The organism is Novosphingobium resinovorum (assembly GCF_036352595.1).
Taxonomy (GTDB): Bacteria; Pseudomonadota; Alphaproteobacteria; order Sphingomonadales; family Sphingomonadaceae; genus Novosphingobium; species Novosphingobium resinovorum_B.
This window is the reverse complement of record NZ_JAZFAX010000001.1, coordinates 69,202-87,346: the sequence shown is the minus strand read 5'-3', so window position 1 is coordinate 87,346 and position 18,145 is coordinate 69,202. Positions and strand designations below refer to the sequence as shown.

Below are 18,145 nucleotides of genomic sequence, written 5' to 3'. Positions count from 1 at the left end.
TATTCTTAAGTACGTAATGTATGGATGTGTCAGCATGAACATTGAATTTCCGCTCATGCTGAGCTTGTCGAAGCACAAGCCGCAGGGCGCAACCGGAGCCGCACAGAAATGACCCAGCACTGCGGTCTCGTCGCCGTCATCGGCGCCCCCAACGCGGGCAAGTCCACGCTCGTCAACGCGCTCGTCGGGCAGAAGGTGGCGATCACCTCGGCCAAGGCGCAGACCACCCGCGCCCGCCTGCTCGGCATCGCGCTCGAGGGCGAGGCGCAGATCATCCTCGCCGACACCCCCGGCATCTTCGCGCCCCGCCGCCGCCTCGACCGCGCGATGGTCGCCGCCGCCTGGGAAGGCGCGCAGGAGGCCGACGCGATCCTGCTGATCGTCGATGCGGTGAAGCTGCGCCGCCACGAACTGATGCCGCTGCTCGAAACGCTGAAGGACCGCACCGAACGCAAGGTGCTGGTGCTCAACAAGGTCGATGCAAGCGCCAAGGAAAAGCTGCTGGTGCTGGCGCAGGAATTCACTGCGGAAGTGCAGTTCGACGAAGTGTTCTTCGTCTCCGCCCTCAGCGGTGACGGCGTGCCGCAGCTCAAGACCTGGCTCGCCGGGCAGATGTCCGAAGCCCCCTGGCACTATCCCGAGGACCAGGTTTCCGACGCCAGCGAGCGCCTGCTCGCCTGCGAGATCACGCGCGAGCAGCTCTACCGCCAGCTCCACGAGGAACTGCCCTACGACGCCGCCGTGCGTCCTGAGGCCTATACCCCGCGCAAGGACGGCTCGGTGGAAATCCGCCAGCAGATCGTCGTCACCCGCGACAACCAGCGCGCCATCGTGCTGGGCAAGGGCGGCTCGAAGATCAAGGCGATCGGCGAGGCGGCGCGCAAGGAACTGAGCGAAGTGCTCGGCCAGAAGGTCCACCTCTTCCTCCACGTGAAGGTCGAGGAGAACTGGGCCGAAACCAAGGACATCTACGAGGAAATCGGACTCGACTGGGTGAAATGATGAAGGCCGCATTCTCGACCCTCACTGCCACCGCATTCCTGCTGTGCGGCTGCGCCACGCCTTACATGAAAGCCGTGGCCGCCGAGAAGGCGCAGGTCACCCTGGTGGAAGAGAACCTGGCCGGGCAACGCTACGTCGCCATCGGCTCGTCGTTCGCGGCAGGGCCGCAGTTGCCGCCGGTCAAGCCAAGCTGGCCCGCACGCTGCGGTCAGAGCTTCAACAACTACCCGACGCTGCTCGCCGAGCGCTTCGGGATGGTGCTGATCGACCGTTCCTGCTCGGGCGCGGTGACCGACAACGTGCTCGGCCCCTGGGGCGAAGTGCCGCCGCAGATCAACAGCGTCACGCCCGACACCCGGCTGGTGACGATCACCATCGGCGGCAACGACCTGTCGTACATCGGCAACCTGTTCTCGGCGACTTGCGCCTTCAACGCGAAGATCATCGCCGCCTCGGGCGCCAAGACCAAGGCCTGCGGCCCGGTCCGCATCCCCACCGAGGCCGACTACGTCCGCGACGAGGCGCAGCTCAACGAGATCGCCCGCCGCATCAAGGCGACCGCCCCGCAGGCGCGGATCGTCTTCGTCCAGTACCTGACCCCCGTACCGCCGCCGGGCAAGCTCTGCGCCGACACCCCGGTCAGCGAGACCGACGCCGCCATCGTGCGCGAGATCGGCCGCCGCCTTGCCGAGATCACCGGCCGCGTGGCACAGGCGCACGGCACCATCGTCGTCGAGATGAACCAGTCCTCGGCCACGCACACCCCTTGCGACAAGGAGCCGTGGATGATCGGCTCGCCGCAGGGCTACGACGGGCGGCAGGGCCTGCAGTGGCACCTCAACAAGGCCGGGATGCAGGCGACGGCGGACGGCATCTCGACCTGGCTCATCAAGAGCGGCGTGCGGCCGGTGAAGCCTTCGGTGACGGTCGAGCCGGGGCTCAACCCGCCCGGCCCGGCGCCGACGAAGCCCGCGCCCGGGCAGCCCGTACCGGCCGTTCCGGTGCCTGCTCCGACAGCCAGGCCCACGACCGCTCCGGCGGCGACACCGACTGCAACACCGGCGGCCAAACCGGCGACGAAGTCCTCCGGCGATACCAGGAAGCGCTGAGGGCGGCCTTCCCTCGGCCCTTTTCGCCGCAAAGCCGGATTGTCGCCGCAGGGCCGGATCGCCGTCGCATTCCTGCAAGAAACGCGCCCTAGATACCCGTTCCCATGACCGTCGCTTCCGACGGCGGGAACGGGAAACGGGACGGTCATGGCCACAGCCATCAGCGCGGCGATCGGCCGGAACGCGCGCATCGGCGCAGATCATTCCGGCGTCCATCATCGGCGGATAGCAGGTGCGCTGGCGCTGTACCTGCCCGTCGCCATCGCGGTGCGCCTGCTGATGTTCGGCCAGCCCGCGTTCCAGTCGGACGAGCAGTTCTACCTCCTCGTCGGTCAGCGCATGGCGCAGGGCGCCTTGCCTTACGTCGATATATGGGACCGCAAGCCCTGGGGTCTCTTCGCGATCTATCGGGCGGTCTGGGCCCTGCCGGTCGATCCGGTGCTGGGCTACCAGGCACTCGGCCTCGGCTGTTCGGTGCTGACGGCGCTGGCGATCGCGCACATGGCGCGGTGGATAGCCCCGCCGCCCGCCGCGCGGATGGCGGGGATCGTCTATCTGCTGTGGCAGCCGGTGTTCAACGTCGCGCTGGGCCAGTCGCCGGTGTTCTACAACCTGCCTGTCGCACTCGCCGCGCTGATCGTGATCGCCGCGCAGACGCGCGCGCACGATCCCCGGCTGACGCGGCGCGGGGCAGCGGCGATGCTGCTGCTCGGCATCGCCATGCAGATCAAGTACACCGTGGTGTTCGAAGGCATCGCCCTGGGCCTGATGCTGCTGGTCCGGGGCCGGAACGACGGCTGGTCACGCTCGCGACTGGCGCTGACCGGCGGCGCATGGATCACGCTGGCGATCGCGCCTACCGCCGCCGTGCTGGTGGGCTATGAACTGGCCGGCCACGGAGAGGCGTTCATCCAGGCGAACTTCCTGTCGATCATGGGCCGCGCGACCGACATCGCCGATGCCTTCACCCGCCTCGGCAAGGAAGCGCTGGCGCTCATCCCCTTCGCGCTCGCCCTGCTGCTCGCCCCCGCCCGGCTGCATCCCGTGACGGGAGAACGCGCCGCCGCCCTGCCCGCCCTGCGGATCTGGGCATTGGCGGCCCTCGCCGGGTTTCTGGCGTTCGGAACATGGTATGACCACTACCTAGGCCCCCTCTTGGTGCCGTTCAGTGCACTCTGTGCGCCGGTATTGGCGCGTCGGCGGCGGGAAGAACGCTGGTACGGACGCCTGCTGATCGGCATCGGCCTCGTCGGAGCGATCGCCGTGCCCGCGGTCCAGCGCCTTGAGAAGGGCGACGCGGCCCAGTTTTCCTCGGCGAGCCGGCTGATCGCCCGGGAACTGGGCGGCCGCTGCCTCTACGTCTTCGAAGGCGACAGCGCCCTGTACCGCACCACCGACGCCTGCATCCCGACGCGCTTCGCCTACCCGAGCCATCTCGATTCCGCCGCGGAATCCCGCGCGATCGGCATCGACCCGGTGGCCGAAGTACGCCGCATCCTGGCCACCCGGCCCGGTGTAGTGGTGACCGCGCGGACCGCAAGGCCTGACCATGCGAACCTCGACACACGGCAAGTCGTCATCGCCGTCCTGAAGGCGCGCTATGAGCGCTTTGCCGCAGTGACGCTGGGCTCGCGCAAGTTCGACCTCTGGCGCACGAAGGAGCCCCCGAAACGACCTTCGCCGCACGGGTGAAAAAACGGGACGTCACCGCGCTTTGGCGATGTTCATCCCATGCTGGCGTGCGGCGTCCTTGGTCGATTCCTCGGTGCGGTTGAGCGCCTTGGCGATTTCCTTCAGGCCCTTGCCCTTGCCGGCGAGGGTCTGAAGCTTCTGCAGTTCCTCGGGCTTCCAGGGCTGCTTGTGCTTGGCGATCTTGTCGCTCATTCCGCTGCCTCCTTGGCCTTTGCCGCTTTCTTGGCGGGCGCCTTCTTCGCTGCCGGCTTCTTGGCGGCATCCTTCTTGGGAGCCGCCTTCTTGGCAGGGGCCTTCTTCTTGCCCTTGGCCGGCCCCTTCGCCGCCTTCTCGTCGATGAGAGTGACCGCCTGTTCGGCCGTCAGGTCTTCGGGCTTCTGGTCACGCGGCAGCGTGGCGTTGGTCGTACCATCGGTGACGTAAGGGCCATAGCGGCCCGCCAGAACCTTGATTTCACCGCCCGTGGTCGGATGCGCGCCGAGCACCTTGATCGGCTCCGCCTTGGTGCGCGAGGCCGCGCCGCCACGATTGGCCGCATCGGCCAGCATCGACACCGCCGCGTTCATGCCGGTGTCGAAGACCTCCGCCGTCGATCGCAGCCGCGCATACTTGCCATCATGCGCGAGGTATGGGCCGTAACGTCCTATGCTTGCAGTGATATCCTTGCCCGATTCCGGGTGGGGACCGACCGTGCGCGGCAGGCTGAGCAGTTTGATGCCCCACTCCAGCGTCAGCTCGTCGATGTCCTTGGGGATCGACGCGCGCTTGGCCTCCTTGCCTTCGCCGAGCTGGATGTAGGGACCGAAGCGGCCGGTGCGGCGCATGATTTCCATGCCCGTTTCCGGATCCTTGCCCAGTGCCTCGTCATCGCCGCCGCCATCGGCCGCGCCGCCTGGCTGCGCGAACTTGCGGGTGAACTTGCACTCGGGATAGTTCGAACACGCCACGAAGGCACCATAACGGCCGCCGCGCAGGGACAGGCGCCCTTCGCCGCACTTCGGGCAGACCCGCGGATCGGAGCCGTCGTCCTTCGGCGGGAAGAGGTAGTCGGAGAGGAATTCGTCCAGCGCCTCGGTCACTTCCGAGGGCTTCTTCTCCATCACCTCGTCGGACTTGGGCTTGAAGTCGCGCCAGAAGGCTTCGAGCAGCGCCTTCCACTCCTGACGGCCGCCGGAGACATCGTCGAGTTCATCCTCCATGCCTGCGGTGAATTCGTAAGCCACATAGCGCGGGAAGAAGCGCTCCAGAAACGACGTGAGAAGTCGCCCCGATTCCTCTGCGAAGAAACGATTTTTCTCGGTCCGGACGTAATTGCGGTCCTTGATGACCTGGATCGTCGCCGCATACGTCGACGGGCGCCCGATGCCGAGTTCCTCCAGCCGCTTGACGAGGCTGGCTTCCGAATAGCGCGGCGGCGGCTGGGTGAAGTGCTGCTCGGCGGTGACGTCCTTCTTGGCCGGCATGTCGCCCGCCTTCATGAACGGCAGCAGGCCCGCTTCCTCGTCGTCGTCAGCCTTGTTGTCGCGCCCTTCCTCGTAGACCGCGAGGAAGCCGGGGAACTTCACGACGGTACCGGTGGCGCGCAGTTCGTTGCGGCCCGTGCCGTCGCGCAAGGTGATCGTCGTGCGCTCCAGCGCGGCCGAGGCCATCTGGCTGGCCATCGCGCGCTTGAAGATGAGGTCGTAGAGACGCGCCTCGTCACCCGAACCGAAGCGGTCGCGCGTGAACTCGGTCGGGCGGATCGCCTCGTGGGCTTCCTGCGCGTTCTTGGCCTTGGTCTGGTAGATGCGCGGCTGCTCGGGAAGGTAGTGCCCCGAGAAGCGGTCCGAGATCGCCGCACGGGCGGCGGAGATCGCGCTGGGGTCCATCTGGACGCCGTCTGTACGCATGTAGGTGATCGCACCCGCCTCGTAGAGCGTCTGCGCCACGCGCATCGTCTGGCTGGCCGAGAAGCCGAGCTTGCGCGCCGCCTCCTGCTGCAGCGTCGAGGTGGTGAACGGCGGCTGCGGGTTCCGGCGATGCGGCTTGGTCTCGACGCCCTCGACCTTGAACGCGCCCTGCTCCACCGCCGCCTTCGCGCGCATGGCGATGCCTTCCTCGCCAAGGCTCAGGCGGTCGAGCTTCTGGCCCTCGAAAGTCACCAGCTTGGCGGTGAAGTCCGTCCCGTCGTGCGCCATGAGCGCGGCGACGGACCAGTATTCCTGCGGCTTGAACGCCTCGATCTCACGCTCGCGATCGACGATCAGGCGCAGCGCCACCGACTGCACGCGGCCCGCCGACTTGGCGCCGGGCAGCTTGCGCCACAGCACCGGCGAGAGCGTGAAACCGAACAGGTAGTCCAGCGCACGGCGGGCGAGGTAGGCGTCGATCAGATCCTGGTCCAGCTCGCGCGGCTGGGTCATCGCCTTGGTGACGGTTTCCTTGGTGATCGCGTTGAACGTCACGCGCTGCACGTCCTTGGGCAGCGCCTTGCGCTTGGCCAGCAGTTCGCGGACATGCCAAGAGATCGCCTCGCCCTCGCGATCAGGGTCAGTGGCGAGGATCAGGCGGTCGGCGGTCTTGGCCGCGTCGGTGATCGCCTTCACCTGGCGCTGCTTGTCGCCGTAGAGTTCCCAGTCCATCTCGAAACCCTCGTCAGGGCGGACGGAGCCGTCCTTGGGCGGAAGGTCGCGGACATGGCCGTAGCTGGCGAGAACCTTGTAGTCCTTGCCCAGGTACTTTTCGATGGTCTTTGCCTTGGCCGGCGATTCTACGATGACAAGCTGCATTCTTGAAAACTCGATCTGCCCTTACGCGTGCGTGCGCGCATACATACACGTACAAGGTGGGTCGCCTTTCGCGGCGCCGTCAAGCCCCACGCACTGCGTCCCCCGTTTCCGCCTCCCTTGCCGGATAAGCGCGGCGGGATAAAGTCGCTCAGTCGACTTGCGTTCCGAAATCCTTGGGAAGTACGCATTTACCCGCGTCATACTGACCGACCGCGCGGATGACGTCAGCCTTCCCGGGCTCGATCCGGCGGCCCGAGACCTGGCTGTCGATGATGCGCGTGAGCAGCTTGTCGAGCCGGGTGACGAGGTAACAGTCGATCGCCGACGGCGCATGCGGGTTGCCGATGCCGGAATCGTCCGTGAGGAAGGCGTAGCGCGATTGCGTGGCGGCGGCCATCGCCCGCATCACGTACTCGGCGAGGTCGCCGACGCCCGAAGCGCCCACCGGCACCACTTGCACCCGGTTGGCCCGCAGGTTCTCCGCCGCCAGCCAGGCGCGCGGGACATCTTCGGCGTGGGGCGGGGCATCGGCTACGAGCAGCAGGGTCTTGATCGCATCGGGGCGCCAGTCGAGCTTCGCCGCGCGAACCAGTGCGTCCTGCATCGCCTCCTCGTAATCGCCGCCGCCGCTCGCCACCTGCTGGCCGATGTCGCCCCGCGCCCGGGCGATATCGCCGGTGAAGGGGAAGGTACGCGTCACGAACTCGTCCCCCTTGTCGCGATAAAAGGTCAGGCCGACGCGGATGTCGAGGTCGGGGTGACGACGGTTGAGGCTGGCGACAATCGAATCGAGTTCGGCCTGGAGGAAATTCAGCTCGTCCGACATCGAGCCGGTGACATCCACCACCAGCGCCAGGTCGAGCCGCGTCACCGGCCGTGCCTGCCCGGCCAGGGTGAAGCCGACGCGGCCGGTACCGTCGGTGCGCGGCACGTCGAGCACGCGCCAGTCGCCCCCGGCAGCACGCACGCGCACGGTATCGGACAGGCGGTCCATACCGGGGAAGAAGACGACGGTGCCATCCGCCTGGGTGGTGAAGGTCAGGCTGTTGCCGTCCGCGCAGCGCAGTTCCACCGGCACGAACGGCGCCGGGCGGCCGCGCGCATCCTTGACCTCGACGGTGATGAGCCGCGCGGTATCTAGGACCGGCAGCGCCCGCACGTCCTGCGCGAGGTCGGAGCGGCGCACGTAGTCGGCGTAAAGCTCGGGATTGAGCAGGTCGTCATGCTCGCCGGCGGTCAGCAGGCCGCTTTGCGGGCGCGGCTGCACGCGGCGGCCGGGAGCCGAGGTCGGCAGATCACTGGGCGCCGCGCGCGCATCGCCGAGGCTTTCCGTCGTCACCGTGGTCACCGCCATCGGCGCTTCCATCACCGGCCTGGAAACCGGCTCCGCGGGCGGAGGTGGTGGAGGCGGCGGGGGCGGGGGCGGCGGGGGTGGGGGCGGCGGGGGTGGGGGCGGCGGGGGTGGGGGCGGCGGGGGTGGCGGTGCCGGAGCGGGAATCGGGCCTGCATCCCCGGCGCTCTCCTCGACGCGTCGCGCGGTCACGACGACATCATCGTCACCGGAGGCGGCCTTGTAGACCGGGCGGCCGCCGGGGCGCTGCTGGTTAGCCGCCGGTTCCGGCCCAAGGTCTGGCAGCGGTCCGGGACGACGGCAGAAGCCCTGCGAACCCTGCGACGCGGCATTGCGATCGGCTTCCAAAGCGGGAACGACCGCCCCCACAGGCATGGCGCTGCCGACCAGCGCGGTCGTCAGGATCGCGGAAATCGCCTTGCGCATCATCGTCACCCCTTCGTTTCTGCAGTCGGCCGCCATCTTCGTCGCCTGGCATGAACCGTTGCTGACAGACGATCAGCCGAGGCTCACCCGCCCCCCGGCATGACGCGCCAGACGTCCGCACAGCTCCAGTTCCAGCAACGCGAGCTGGACCGCAGAGGCGCTGGCGCCCGACTGGCGGATCAGTTCGTCGATCGCGATCGGCGCGGTGGTCAGCAAGCCGGTGACGTCGGCCGGGTCGGCCTCAGCCGGACCTTCCATCCCGTCTTCCGCCAAGGCATCGGCGAAACCTGCGGGCACAGGCTCGCGCAAGGCCCGCACCGCGCCGGTGAGGTCGGTCAACTGCTCGATGATCTCCTGCGCGTCCTGGACCAGCGTGGCGCCCTCGCGGATAAGCTGGTTGCAGCCGTGCGAACGGGGGTCGAGCGGCGATCCGGGGATGGCCATGACCTGCCGCCCCATGTCGTTGGCCAGACGCGCGGTGATGAGCGAACCCGATCGCGGCGCCGCCTCCACCACCACCGTCCCCAGGCAGAGGCCGGCGATGATGCGGTTGCGCGCCGGGAAATGACGCGCCAGCGGTGCAGTGCCCGGAGCCTGCTCCGCGATCAGCAGGCCGTGCTGCGCGACCTCCTCCTGCAGCGAGGCGTGCTCGGGCGGATAGGCGATGTCGATGCCGCTGGCGATGACGCCCACGGTGCTTCCCGCCGCCAGCGCGCCGCGATGCGCCGCCCCGTCGATCCCACGCGCCAGGCCGGACACCACCGTCCACCCTTCGGCCGCCAGGTCATGGGCGATCTCCCGTGCCAGCCGGACCGCCGCCGCCGAGGCATTGCGCGCCCCGACCATCGCCACGCAGGGCCGGCACAGCGCCTCGATCCCGCCACGGCAGGTGAGGATCGGCGGCGCGCCCTCGGTTTCGGCCAGCAAGGGCGGGTAGTCTGCGGAATCGTGGAACAGGTAGCGCGCGCCGGCCTTGCGGGCGGCGGCGATTTCCTCGTGGATCCGGCGTTCTGGCGCCGGCGAATAGCGACGACCGGCCCGCCCGGCGATCTCGGGCAAGGCTTCGATCGCCTTCACCGCATTACCGAAGCGGCGTAGCAGGTGGACGTAAGTGACCGGCCCCAGGTTGGGCGAGCGCAGCAATCGGATACGGGCGAATGCCTCTTCCTGCGAAGGGCCGCCCGTATTGCTCACTTCGGCTTGTTGCTGCCGATGCCCCGGCCGATTCCGGGTTCCGTTCCGGCGCGCAGGCGGGCGATGTTCTCACGGTGGAGGAACAGCACCAGCGCCGCGATCACCGCCAGCACCAGCCCCGCCTCGGGATAGCCCAGCACGAAGGCCGCGAGCGGCGCGACGACGGCGGCGGTCATGCCCGCAACCGACGAGATGCGCACGATCGCCAGCAGCCCGATCCAGGTCACCGCGTAAGCCAGCCCCACCGGCCAGGCGAGCCCGAAGGCGACGCCCGCCGTGGTGGCGACACCCTTGCCGCCCCTGAACTTCAGCCAGACCGGGAAGCAATGCCCCAGGAAGGCCCCCAAGGCCGCAAGCGGTGCCCATTCCGGCCAGACATGCGCCGCGATGAGCACCGCCGCGAGGCCTTTGAGCAGGTCCAGCAGCAGCGTCGCCGCCGCCAGTCCCTTTCGACCGGTGCGCAGCACGTTGGTCGCGCCGATGTTGCCTGACCCGATCGCTCGCAAGTCCCCCGCGCCGGTCGCGCGCGTCAGGATGAGGCCGAAGGGGACGGAGCCGAGCAGGTATCCGAGTGCCAGAGAGAGAATCCACGCCATGCCAAGCGCCTTAGCGCCCTATCGCGCTTTGCAGAAGACAAGTTGCAGCTTTCGTCGTTGCCGGGAAGCCCCCGGCGCGGTTAACAGGTGGCAAGGTCCAGGGATTGACGATGGTTTCCGACATGACAGGCGCGGCACGAAATGCCGCCACCGCGATCCAGTCCGCGGCGATAGAGCGAGAGCTAGCAGCATTGACGCCTCCGGAGGCCGTCGATCCGGCGGCACCGATCCTGCTGTTCGATTCGGGCGTGGGCGGCCTCACCGTCCTCGCCGAGGTTCGCAAGGCGCTGCCTGCCGCGCCGATCATCTACGCCGCCGACACCGCCGGGCTGCCCTACGGCACCAAGACCGAGGCGCAAGTCGCCGCGCGGGTCGCGGGACTGCTCGGCCGCATGACCGAGCGCTTTCGCCCCCGTCTCGTGTGCATCGCCTGCAACACCGCCTCGACCATCGCGCTGGGCATGGTGCGCGAGGTGCTGGAAGTGCCCATCGTCGGCACCGTGCCCGCGATCAAGCCGGCCGCCGAGATGACCCGGACCGGCGTGATCGGGCTGCTGGGCACCCAGGCGACCATCCGTCAGGCCTACGTGGACCGTCTGGAGCAGGCCTTCGCCGCCGACAAACGGCTGCTGCGCCACGGCGCGCCGGGCCTCGTCGAGGCCGCCGAGGCGAAGCTGCGCGGCGAGCCGGTCGATCCCGCGCTGATACGTCAGGCAGCCGACGCGCTGCGCGGCCAGCCCGATGGCGAGCGCATCGACACCGTCGTCCTCGCCTGCACGCATTTCCCGCTGGTCGAGGCGGAACTCGCCGAAGCCTTCGGTCCCGGCGTCAGCTTCGTCCACGGCGCACAGGGCATCGCACGGCAGGTCGCGCGTCTCGTTGCGGGACAGGAATATTCTCGCCAAGCCCCTGACCTCGCGCTATTTACCGGAGCGGGAGACGTGCCCGATGCTTACGCCGCAAAGCTGGCGCAGTACGGGCTCATGAGGATCGAGAGGTTTTGACGCGACGACTGAATATCTGGTTGTTGTCCGTACTGCTCATCGTCGCCATTCCCTACTACTGGCTCCTCGCCGACGGCGGGGCCGGTCCGGGAATGGCCGAAGCGAGGGCAAGGCCGGTGACCATCACCCAGTTGCGCACGCTGGCCGGCTCGTTGCCGGGGCCGCGCCCGGTGGAACTGCGCGTCGAAACCGTCGGCATACGCCTCAACTCCCGGAACATGCTGGTCGCGGGCGGCGGCCTGCGCCAGCTTCCCAACACGGTTCGGGCCTACGAACTGGTCGTGCCGGGCAGCGGCTCCATCGTGATCGACGCGGGAATTTCCCGGAACGCGGCGCAGGAGCACGACTTCGAGCAATACGACGCCGCCGCGCAGGCCCGGATCGGCTTCGCGCTGACGAAGGCCGCACACGTCGTCCTGCTGGCCGACCGCTCCTCCCACAACGGCGGCCACCCGGCCGGCACGCGCCGCGTCGGCAAGAGCCCCCTGCCCGCAACCGGCGCGCCTTACGCGCTGGCTGCCGGTGTCGTCGTCATTCCCGCCACCGGCCTCGCACCGGGTATGAACATGGTCTACACGCAACTGGCCGGCGGGCGGGAGTATCTGTTCACCGGCGACGTCGCGAAGCTGAGCATCAACTGGCGCGAGCTGCGCCTTCCCGCCCGCCTCGCCACGCGCGACGAGAAGGTCGGATTTCGCGCCGAGAATCTCGCTTGGTTGATGACGATCAATGCGCTGCACCGCGCCGCGCCGCAGATGACGATCGTGGCGGGTCACGATCCGTTGCGAATTCCGTTTTCAGCGGGCACGTTTTCCGATTAGCCCATAGGTACAAGCGACTGGCAATGAGAGACGCGATAAGCTATTGGCCGCGACAAAAGCAATCCGGGCAACGGATGCGGCGAGTGGGACAGGCGCCGTCACAGGCAAGGCAGGATGAAGTCGACACCGTGAACTACGAGCACATCTTCGACCAGGCGATCGAGCGTCTCCATTCGGAAGGACGCTATCGCGTCTTCATCGATATCCTGCGCAACAAGGGCGCCTACCCCAACGCGCGCTGCTTCGCCGGCCACAATGGCCCGAAGCCGATCACCGTCTGGTGCTCCAACGATTATCTCGCCATGGGCCAGCACCCCAAGGTGATCGAGGCGATGGAAGAAGCGCTGCACGACGTCGGCGCCGGCTCGGGCGGCACCCGCAACATCGGCGGCAACACGCATTATCACGTAGACCTTGAGCGCGAACTGGCCGACCTCCACGGCAAGGAAGGCGCGCTGCTTTTTACCTCGGGCTACGTCTCGAACGACGCCACGCTCTCGACCCTGGCCAAGCTGCTGCCGGGCTGCGTGATCTTCTCCGACGAACTGAACCACGCCAGCATGATCGCGGGCATCCGCAATTCGGGCTGCGAGAAGAAGGTCTGGCGCCACAACGACCTCGAACACCTCGAGGAACTGCTGGCCGAGACCGATCCCGTCCTGCCCAAGCTGATCGCCTTCGAGTCGGTCTATTCGATGGACGGCGACGTCGCCCCGATCCACGCGATCTGCGACCTCGCCGAAAAGTACAACGCCCTCACCTACATCGACGAGGTCCACGCGGTCGGCATGTACGGTCCGCGCGGCGGCGGCATCACCGACCGTGACGAGGCCGCCCACCGCATCGACATCATCGAGGGCACGCTGGGCAAGGCGTTCGGCGTCATGGGCGGTTACATCGCCACCAACACCAAGATCATCGACTGCATCCGCTCCTACGCGCCGGGCTTCATCTTCACGACCTCGCTGTCGCCGGTACTGGTCGCGGGCGTGCTCGCCTCGGTGCGCCACCTCAAGAGTTCCAGCATCGAGCGCGAGGGGCAGCAACGCTCCGCCGCGTTGATGAAGCAGTTGTTCCGCGACGCGGGCCTGCCGGTGATGGACTCGGTCACGCATATCGTGCCGCTGATGGTCGGCGATCCGGTTCGCGCGAAGCAGATCAGCGACATCCTGCTCGCCGAATACGGCGCCTACGTCCAGCCGATCAATTTCCCGACCGTGCCGCGCGGGACCGAGCGCCTGCGCTTCACGCCGGGCCCTGCGCATACCGAGGAAATGATGCGCGAGCTGACCGAGGCCTTGGTCGAAATCTGGGACCGCCTGGAGATGCGCCTGGCTGCATGACTTTGGCGCTTGGACGCTTGCAAGATATTCTATCGGGAAAGGCCCGCAGTCTTTGCACTGCGGGCCTTTTTTACGTGCCCCGGCGTTCCCAAGTGTGCCTGCGTTGCCGCGCATCTCCCGCGCCTTCTCCCGCAACGGCATGACCAGAGGACTATCCATGGCAAAGCTCTTCGAGCCCATCGCCCTCGGCGATCTCGCACTCGCCAACCGCATCGTCATCGCACCCATGTGCCAGTATTCGGCCGAGGCCGGCCGGATGACCGACTGGCACGCCATTCATCTGGGCCAGCTGGCACAGTCGGGCGCGGCCATTCTCACGATCGAAGCCACCGCCGTCACCCCCGAGGGCCGCATCTCCTACGGCGACGTCGGCCTGTGGGACGACGCGACCGAGGCGGCGATGGGCAAAGTGCTGGAAAGCGTGCGCCGCTGGTCCGACATGCCGATCGCGATCCAGCTGGCCCATGCCGGCCGCAAGGCGAGCACCGCCAAGCCCTGGGAAGGCGGCGCGCAGATCGCCCCCGGCGCCGTGAACGGCTGGCAGACGCTGTCGGCCTCCGACTTGCCCTTCGAGGGCTCGGAGAACCCGCCCGTGGCGCTCGACAGCGCCGGACTCGCCCGGATCCGCACCGCCTTTGCCGAAGCCGCCCACCGCGCGGCCCGCCTTGGTATCGACGCCGTGCAGATCCATGCCGCCCACGGCTACCTGCTGCACCAGTTCCTCTCGCCGCTGTCCAACACCCGCACCGACGAATACGGCGGCTCGCTGGAAAACCGCATGCTCTTCCCGCTCGAAGTCTTCGATGCGGTGCGCGCCGCGTTTCCCGCCGGCAAGCCGGTGACAGTGCGCCTGTCAGGCACCGACTGGGTCGAAGGTGGCTGGGACATCGCGCAGACCATCGCTTTCTGCAAGGCACTGGAAGCGCGCGGCGCCTCGGCGATCCACGTATCCAGCGGCGGCCTGGATCCGCGCCAGCAGATCCCCGTCGGCCCGAACTACCAGGTGCCGCTGGCCCGCGCGGTCAAGGACGCCGTATCGATCCCGGTCATCGCCGTGGGCCTCATCACCGAACCCGAGCAGGCCGAGGCGATCATCGCGACCGGCGATGCCGACATGATCGCGCTGGCCCGCACCGTGCTCTACGACCCGCGCTGGCCGTGGCACGCAGCCGCTGCGCTGGGCGCCCGGGTCAAGGTCGCGCCGCAATTCCTGCGCAGCCAGCCGCACACCTTCAAGGATCTGTTCGTCAGCAACTGACGGACCTCGCGCCGCCCGTCGCGGGACGGGCGGCGGTCTGTGGCATCGCACAGGGGGGCTACGGTTTCGTTTCTCTCCGGTTCATTGCTCCGAGACCATGGCGCGTCTTGCCAATGCGACAATCCGGCGGCCATCCATGACCTTTTCCATTCGCGTACCTCCCAAACTCAACCTCAGGCTCATCCTCGCCCTCGACGGCGCAATCTGGATGTTGCTCATACTCGCAGGGGTCGGCACGCATATGCTGCTGCGCCATGCCGACCACGCAAAGCCCCCGGTGCAGGTGGCAGGCCACGAGCATGCCCTCCACCACCGCGACACGCCTGTCCGCCGCGCCTGAGGCACGAAAAAGCCCCCGGAACCATCGGTCCCGGGGGCCTCTCGTTATTCGTAATCGATCGGATCAGCGCAGCGAGACGACATTGTCCGAAACGCGCGGATCCTTGCGGCCGGTGTAGAGGCTGGCCATCGGCTCGTCCTGGGCAAGGACGACCTCGCCGCCGCCGAAGCCGTTGAACGCGGTACGCATGGCGGCACCATAGGCGCCCAGCATGCCCACCTCGATCCAGTCGCCCGCCTTGATGTCGGCGGGAAGCAGGAAGGGCCCTTCCATGAAGTCCGCATCGTCGCAGGTCGGGCCGTAGAAGGAGAATTCCTTCAGTTCCGACGAACGCTCGCCGTCCTTCGGGATCGCCTTGACCGGGAAGCGCCATGCGACGTGTGCCGCATCGTATAACGCGCCATAGGCACCGTCGTTGATATACAACTCGTCACCGCGGCGCTTCTCGACCTTGACGATCAGCGAGTTGTACTCGGCCGACAGCGCACGGCCGGGCTCGCACCACAGCTCTGCGTTGTAGGCGATCGGCAACGCCTCGAAGTGGCGGTGGATGATCGCGAAGTAGTCCTCGAGCGGCGGCGGCTCCATGCCCGGGTACGACGAGGGGAAGCCCCCGCCGACGTCGACCATGTCGATGACAACGCCGGCGGCCGCAATGGCCGCACGGGCGCGCTCGAGCGCCTGCACGTAAGCGAAGGGCGTCATCGCCTGCGAACCGACGTGGAAGCACACGCCCAGCCAGTCGGCGACCTGACGAGTGGCCTGCAGCAGTTCGCCCGCATCGGCGACGTCGATCCCGAACTTGCTGGCGAGGCTCAGTTCCGAATACTCGGAACTGACGCGCAGGCGCACGCAGAGGCGAAGATCCTTGGCGGCATTGCCCTCGGCATCGGTGGTCGCCTCGACGATCTTCTCGACTTCCTCGAGGGTGTCGAGGCTGAAGGTACGCACGCCGTGCTGGAAGTAGGCCTCACCGATCGCGCTGGCGGTCTTGACCGGGTGCATGAAGCACAGGGTCGCATCCGGCAGTGCGCCGCGCACCATGCGCACCTCGGTGATCGAGGCGACGTCGTAATGCGTGATGCCGTTGTCCCACAGGATCTTCACGAGATCCGGCGAGGGGTTGGCCTTCACCGCATAGAGCGACTTGCCCGGAAACTTCGTGGCGAAGAAATGGGCAGCGCGCGCCGCGGCATGCGGGCGGTTGACAATAACGGGTTCGTCAGGCGCGAGGGAGCGCGCTACGGCCGGTGCGTCGAGGAATGCGTGCAACTCAAGGGACCCCCAAACGGTGTTAGTGACAAGAGCTGCCTTGCGGTTTGGAAGTCCCCATGGGGCAGCGAGGGGCGGGATATAAGGCTCAGGTGATGAATCGCAAGTGAAAAACGGGGAGTTTCACAAAAACGTCATGGAGGCGAACAGGGCCGAACAACGACTCCCCACAATGGAAAAATTTCCGTTTATATGCAGAGGCTTGCATCACCTCTCTCCATGGCGATACGATGACGAAATCACGACGGACACGGCGGCACGGCGGGCCGCATCACCGGCGATAACGCGCATGCGTGACCGAACGGTTCCGGCCGATTCGCATCGATGGGACTGACCGTATCGCGGACGCGGCGGATCGAGCCGCGCCTTTCGCGCCGGAGAATGTTTCCCCAGCGAAACCTTTTTGGTACAAACGCCAATTAGCTCAAGCGGCCTCGGAAATCCTCGTAATCGAACTTGCGGATGCACTCGAGAGCGTCGGTCTCCGAATCCCAGAGCCAGATCGAGGGCAGCGGCACGCCGTTGAAGGTCGTCGTCTTGACCATCGAGTAATGTGCCTGGTCGAGGAACGCGAAGCGCTGTCCGGCCTCCGGATCGGCCGGCAGCACGTAGTCGCCGATGACGTCTCCGGCGAGGCACGACGGGCCGCCGAGTCGGACTGCCTCTCCGTCCTCCTCGCCGCGTTCGCCCAGCATGGCGGGGCGATACGGCGCCTCGATCACGTCGGGCATGTGGCAGGTTGCAGAGATATCGACGATCGCCACCGGCATGCCGTTCCAGCCAACGTCGAGCACGGTGCCCACGAGGATTCCCGCGTCCAGCGCCACCGCCTCGCCCGGTTCGATGTAGATTTCGGCGCCGGTGTCCTCGGCCATGTCGGCGAGGAATTCGATCAGTTCCTCGCGCTGGTAATCCGCGCGGGTGACGTGGTGGCCGCCGCCGATGTTGATCCACTTGAGCTGGCCGAAGAACGGTTCGAGGAAGTCGAACACCTTTTCCCAGGTGCGGGCCAGCGGCTCGAAGTCCTGCTCGCACAAGTTGTGGAAGTGGATGCCATCGATCAGGCCGACGTGCTCTTCGGTAAGCTGGTCGATCGGGAAGCCAAGGCGCGAATGCGGGGCGCTCGGGTCATACTTGGGGACTTCACCCTCGGGGTGCAGCGGGTTGACGCGCAGGCCGATGTCGAAGCTCTCTCCGCGCGCGCGAGCGCCCTCGATGAACGGCCAGAAGCGTTCGATCTGGGCGGGCGAGTTGAAGATGACGTGATCGGAGAGGCGCAGGATCTCGTCCATGTCCTCCGCCTTGTAGGCCGCGCAGTACGTGGCGATCTCGCCGTCGTAGAACTCCGAGGCGAGGCGCGCTTCCCACAGGCCCGAGGTACAGACGCCGTCGAGATACTCGCCCACGATCGGCGCCGTGGACCACATCGAGAAGGCCTTCAGCGCCGACAGCACCTTCGCGCCAGACTGTTCGCCGATGTCGCTCAGGATGCGCAGGTTCGATCGCAGCTTGGCGGCATCGACCACGAAGGCGGGACTGTCGACGCGCGACAGGTCGAAGTTCGCGAAAGCGCCCGGATCGCCGGCTCTGGTTTCCATGATGCTTAGTCCCAAGTCAGCCCAGCGGGCCTTTGAAGATAAACCACGCCCCTGCCCCGACAAGGCAGAAGCCGACGATCTCGTTCCAGCCCGGCTTCTGCCCGAACAGCGCCCAGGCCACGAGCACGAAGCCCAGCAGCGAGAACGCCTCCTGCATGACCTTGAGCTGGCCGAGCGAATAGGCGGAACTGCCGATCCGGTTGGCCGGAACGGCGAGGCAATACTCGAAGAAGGCGATGCCCCAGCTCATCGCGATCGCCACCCACAGCGCCTTTCCGGGCACCTTGAGGTGGAGATACCACGCCGTGTTCATGAACAGGTTGGAACCCGCCAGCAAAGCTACGGGCGCGACGAAGGACCAGTTCATGCCG

The 18,145-nt window shown here is 67.2% G+C and carries 17 protein-coding genes; 9 read left to right on the top strand and 8 right to left on the bottom strand.

Annotated elements, in window-relative coordinates; all coding sequences use genetic code 11:
* Positions 1-108 precede the first annotated feature (108 nt).
* The 3 genes from era (at position 109) to V2S85_RS00415 (ending at position 3,803) form a co-directional block, all read left to right on the top strand.
* Positions 109-1,002 (top strand): GTPase Era, encoded by an 894-nt coding sequence (gene era, locus V2S85_RS00425; RefSeq protein WP_330700916.1) that lies wholly within the window; start codon positions 109-111, stop codon positions 1,000-1,002.
* Positions 1,002-2,111 carry an SGNH/GDSL hydrolase family protein gene (locus V2S85_RS00420; protein ID WP_330700915.1) on the top strand — a complete coding sequence of 370 codons (1,110 nt, stop codon included), beginning with the start codon at positions 1,002-1,004 and terminating at the stop codon, positions 2,109-2,111. Before era ends, V2S85_RS00420 begins: the two co-directional genes overlap by 1 nt.
* A gap of 147 nt (positions 2,112-2,258) precedes the next feature.
* Positions 2,259-3,803 carry a glycosyltransferase family 39 protein gene (locus V2S85_RS00415; protein WP_330700914.1) on the top strand — a complete coding sequence of 515 codons (1,545 nt, stop codon included), beginning with the start codon at positions 2,259-2,261 and terminating at the stop codon, positions 3,801-3,803.
* A gap of 12 nt (positions 3,804-3,815) precedes the next feature.
* On the opposite strand, the gene V2S85_RS00410 is transcribed toward V2S85_RS00415, so the two are convergent.
* The 3 genes from V2S85_RS00410 to V2S85_RS00400 all read right to left on the bottom strand — a co-directional run bounded on the left by V2S85_RS00410 (position 3,816) and on the right by V2S85_RS00400 (position 7,925).
* Entirely contained in the window at positions 3,816-3,995 is a 180-nt protein-coding gene (locus tag V2S85_RS00410) for a hypothetical protein (protein ID WP_330700913.1), read from the bottom strand.
* Positions 3,992-6,571: a type I DNA topoisomerase gene (gene topA / locus V2S85_RS00405; protein WP_330700912.1), complete on the bottom strand. Its 2,580-nt coding sequence runs from the start codon at positions 6,569-6,571 to the stop codon at positions 3,992-3,994. Before topA ends, V2S85_RS00410 begins: the two co-directional genes overlap by 4 nt.
* A gap of 148 nt (positions 6,572-6,719) precedes the next feature.
* The gene (locus V2S85_RS00400; protein WP_330700911.1) at positions 6,720-7,925 is read right to left on the bottom strand and encodes a vWA domain-containing protein; all 1,206 of its coding nucleotides are present in this window, start codon (positions 7,923-7,925) and stop codon (positions 6,720-6,722) included.
* A gap of 370 nt (positions 7,926-8,295) precedes the next feature.
* On the opposite strand from V2S85_RS00400, the gene V2S85_RS00395 reads away from it, so the two are divergent.
* Positions 8,296-8,451, top strand: a complete 156-nt coding sequence (locus V2S85_RS00395) for a hypothetical protein (RefSeq protein WP_330700910.1) — start codon at positions 8,296-8,298, stop codon at positions 8,449-8,451.
* On the opposite strand, the gene dprA is transcribed toward V2S85_RS00395, so the two are convergent.
* Entirely contained in the window at positions 8,421-9,542 is a 1,122-nt protein-coding gene (gene dprA / locus V2S85_RS00390) for a DNA-processing protein DprA (RefSeq protein ID WP_330700909.1), read from the bottom strand. The two genes, V2S85_RS00395 and dprA, sit on opposite strands and share 31 nt — an antisense overlap.
* Positions 9,539-10,138: a glycerol-3-phosphate 1-O-acyltransferase PlsY gene (plsY, locus tag V2S85_RS00385; protein ID WP_330700908.1), complete on the bottom strand. Its 600-nt coding sequence runs from the start codon at positions 10,136-10,138 to the stop codon at positions 9,539-9,541. Before plsY ends, dprA begins: the two co-directional genes overlap by 4 nt.
* Before the next feature lie 110 nt (positions 10,139-10,248).
* Here plsY and murI point away from each other — a divergent pair, with 110 nt between their 5' ends.
* The 5 genes from murI to V2S85_RS00360 all read left to right on the top strand — a co-directional run bounded on the left by murI (position 10,249) and on the right by V2S85_RS00360 (position 14,904).
* Positions 10,249-11,142 carry a glutamate racemase gene (gene murI / locus V2S85_RS00380; protein ID WP_330700907.1) on the top strand — a complete coding sequence of 298 codons (894 nt, stop codon included), beginning with the start codon at positions 10,249-10,251 and terminating at the stop codon, positions 11,140-11,142.
* A gap of 23 nt (positions 11,143-11,165) precedes the next feature.
* A complete protein-coding gene (locus V2S85_RS00375) occupies positions 11,166-11,963 on the top strand; it encodes a hypothetical protein (RefSeq protein WP_330700906.1) in 798 nt (265 codons plus the stop codon).
* Positions 11,964-12,091: 128 nt separating this feature from the next.
* Positions 12,092-13,306 carry a 5-aminolevulinate synthase gene (gene hemA, locus V2S85_RS00370; RefSeq protein WP_330700905.1) on the top strand — a complete coding sequence of 405 codons (1,215 nt, stop codon included), beginning with the start codon at positions 12,092-12,094 and terminating at the stop codon, positions 13,304-13,306.
* Positions 13,307-13,463: 157 nt separating this feature from the next.
* Positions 13,464-14,564, top strand: coding sequence for an NADH:flavin oxidoreductase/NADH oxidase (locus V2S85_RS00365; RefSeq protein WP_330700904.1), 1,101 nt, complete (start codon positions 13,464-13,466; stop codon positions 14,562-14,564).
* A 136-nt stretch (positions 14,565-14,700) separates the two neighbouring features.
* Complete coding sequence (locus V2S85_RS00360; RefSeq protein ID WP_330700903.1) at positions 14,701-14,904, top strand: hypothetical protein; 204 nt, start codon at positions 14,701-14,703, stop codon at positions 14,902-14,904.
* A 63-nt stretch (positions 14,905-14,967) separates the two neighbouring features.
* Here V2S85_RS00360 and V2S85_RS00355 read toward each other — a convergent pair whose 3' ends face one another.
* The 3 genes from V2S85_RS00355 to V2S85_RS00345 form a co-directional block, all read right to left on the bottom strand.
* Entirely contained in the window at positions 14,968-16,176 is a 1,209-nt protein-coding gene (locus tag V2S85_RS00355) for a type III PLP-dependent enzyme (protein ID WP_330700902.1), read from the bottom strand.
* Between the two features lie 419 nt (positions 16,177-16,595).
* A complete protein-coding gene (locus V2S85_RS00350; RefSeq protein WP_330700901.1) occupies positions 16,596-17,774 on the bottom strand; it encodes a carboxynorspermidine decarboxylase in 1,179 nt (392 codons plus the stop codon).
* A 16-nt stretch (positions 17,775-17,790) separates the two neighbouring features.
* Positions 17,791-18,141 (bottom strand): DMT family protein, encoded by a 351-nt coding sequence (locus V2S85_RS00345; RefSeq protein ID WP_008828838.1) that lies wholly within the window; start codon positions 18,139-18,141, stop codon positions 17,791-17,793.
* Between the last annotated feature and the right edge of the window lie 4 nt (positions 18,142-18,145).

Coding starts and splice junctions, on each gene's coding strand:
- era (WP_330700916.1), top strand. CDS start 109: ATGACCCAGCACTGCGGTCTCGTCGCCGTCATCGGCGCCCCCAACGCG.
- V2S85_RS00420 (WP_330700915.1), top strand. CDS start 1,002: ATGAAGGCCGCATTCTCGACCCTCACTGCCACCGCATTCCTGCTGTGC.
- V2S85_RS00415 (WP_330700914.1), top strand. CDS start 2,259: ATGGCCACAGCCATCAGCGCGGCGATCGGCCGGAACGCGCGCATCGGC.
- V2S85_RS00410 (WP_330700913.1), bottom strand. CDS start 3,995: ATGAGCGACAAGATCGCCAAGCACAAGCAGCCCTGGAAGCCCGAGGAA.
- topA (WP_330700912.1), bottom strand. CDS start 6,571: ATGCAGCTTGTCATCGTAGAATCGCCGGCCAAGGCAAAGACCATCGAA.
- V2S85_RS00400 (WP_330700911.1), bottom strand. CDS start 7,925: ATGGCGGTGACCACGGTGACGACGGAAAGCCTCGGCGATGCGCGCGCG.
- V2S85_RS00395 (WP_330700910.1), top strand. CDS start 8,296: ATGGCGCTGCCGACCAGCGCGGTCGTCAGGATCGCGGAAATCGCCTTG.
- plsY (WP_330700908.1), bottom strand. CDS start 10,138: ATGGCGTGGATTCTCTCTCTGGCACTCGGATACCTGCTCGGCTCCGTC.
- murI (WP_330700907.1), top strand. CDS start 10,249: ATGGTTTCCGACATGACAGGCGCGGCACGAAATGCCGCCACCGCGATC.
- V2S85_RS00365 (WP_330700904.1), top strand. CDS start 13,464: ATGGCAAAGCTCTTCGAGCCCATCGCCCTCGGCGATCTCGCACTCGCC.
- V2S85_RS00360 (WP_330700903.1), top strand. CDS start 14,701: ATGACCTTTTCCATTCGCGTACCTCCCAAACTCAACCTCAGGCTCATC.
- V2S85_RS00350 (WP_330700901.1), bottom strand. CDS start 17,774: ATGGAAACCAGAGCCGGCGATCCGGGCGCTTTCGCGAACTTCGACCTG.
- V2S85_RS00345 (WP_008828838.1), bottom strand. CDS start 18,141: ATGAACTGGTCCTTCGTCGCGCCCGTAGCTTTGCTGGCGGGTTCCAAC.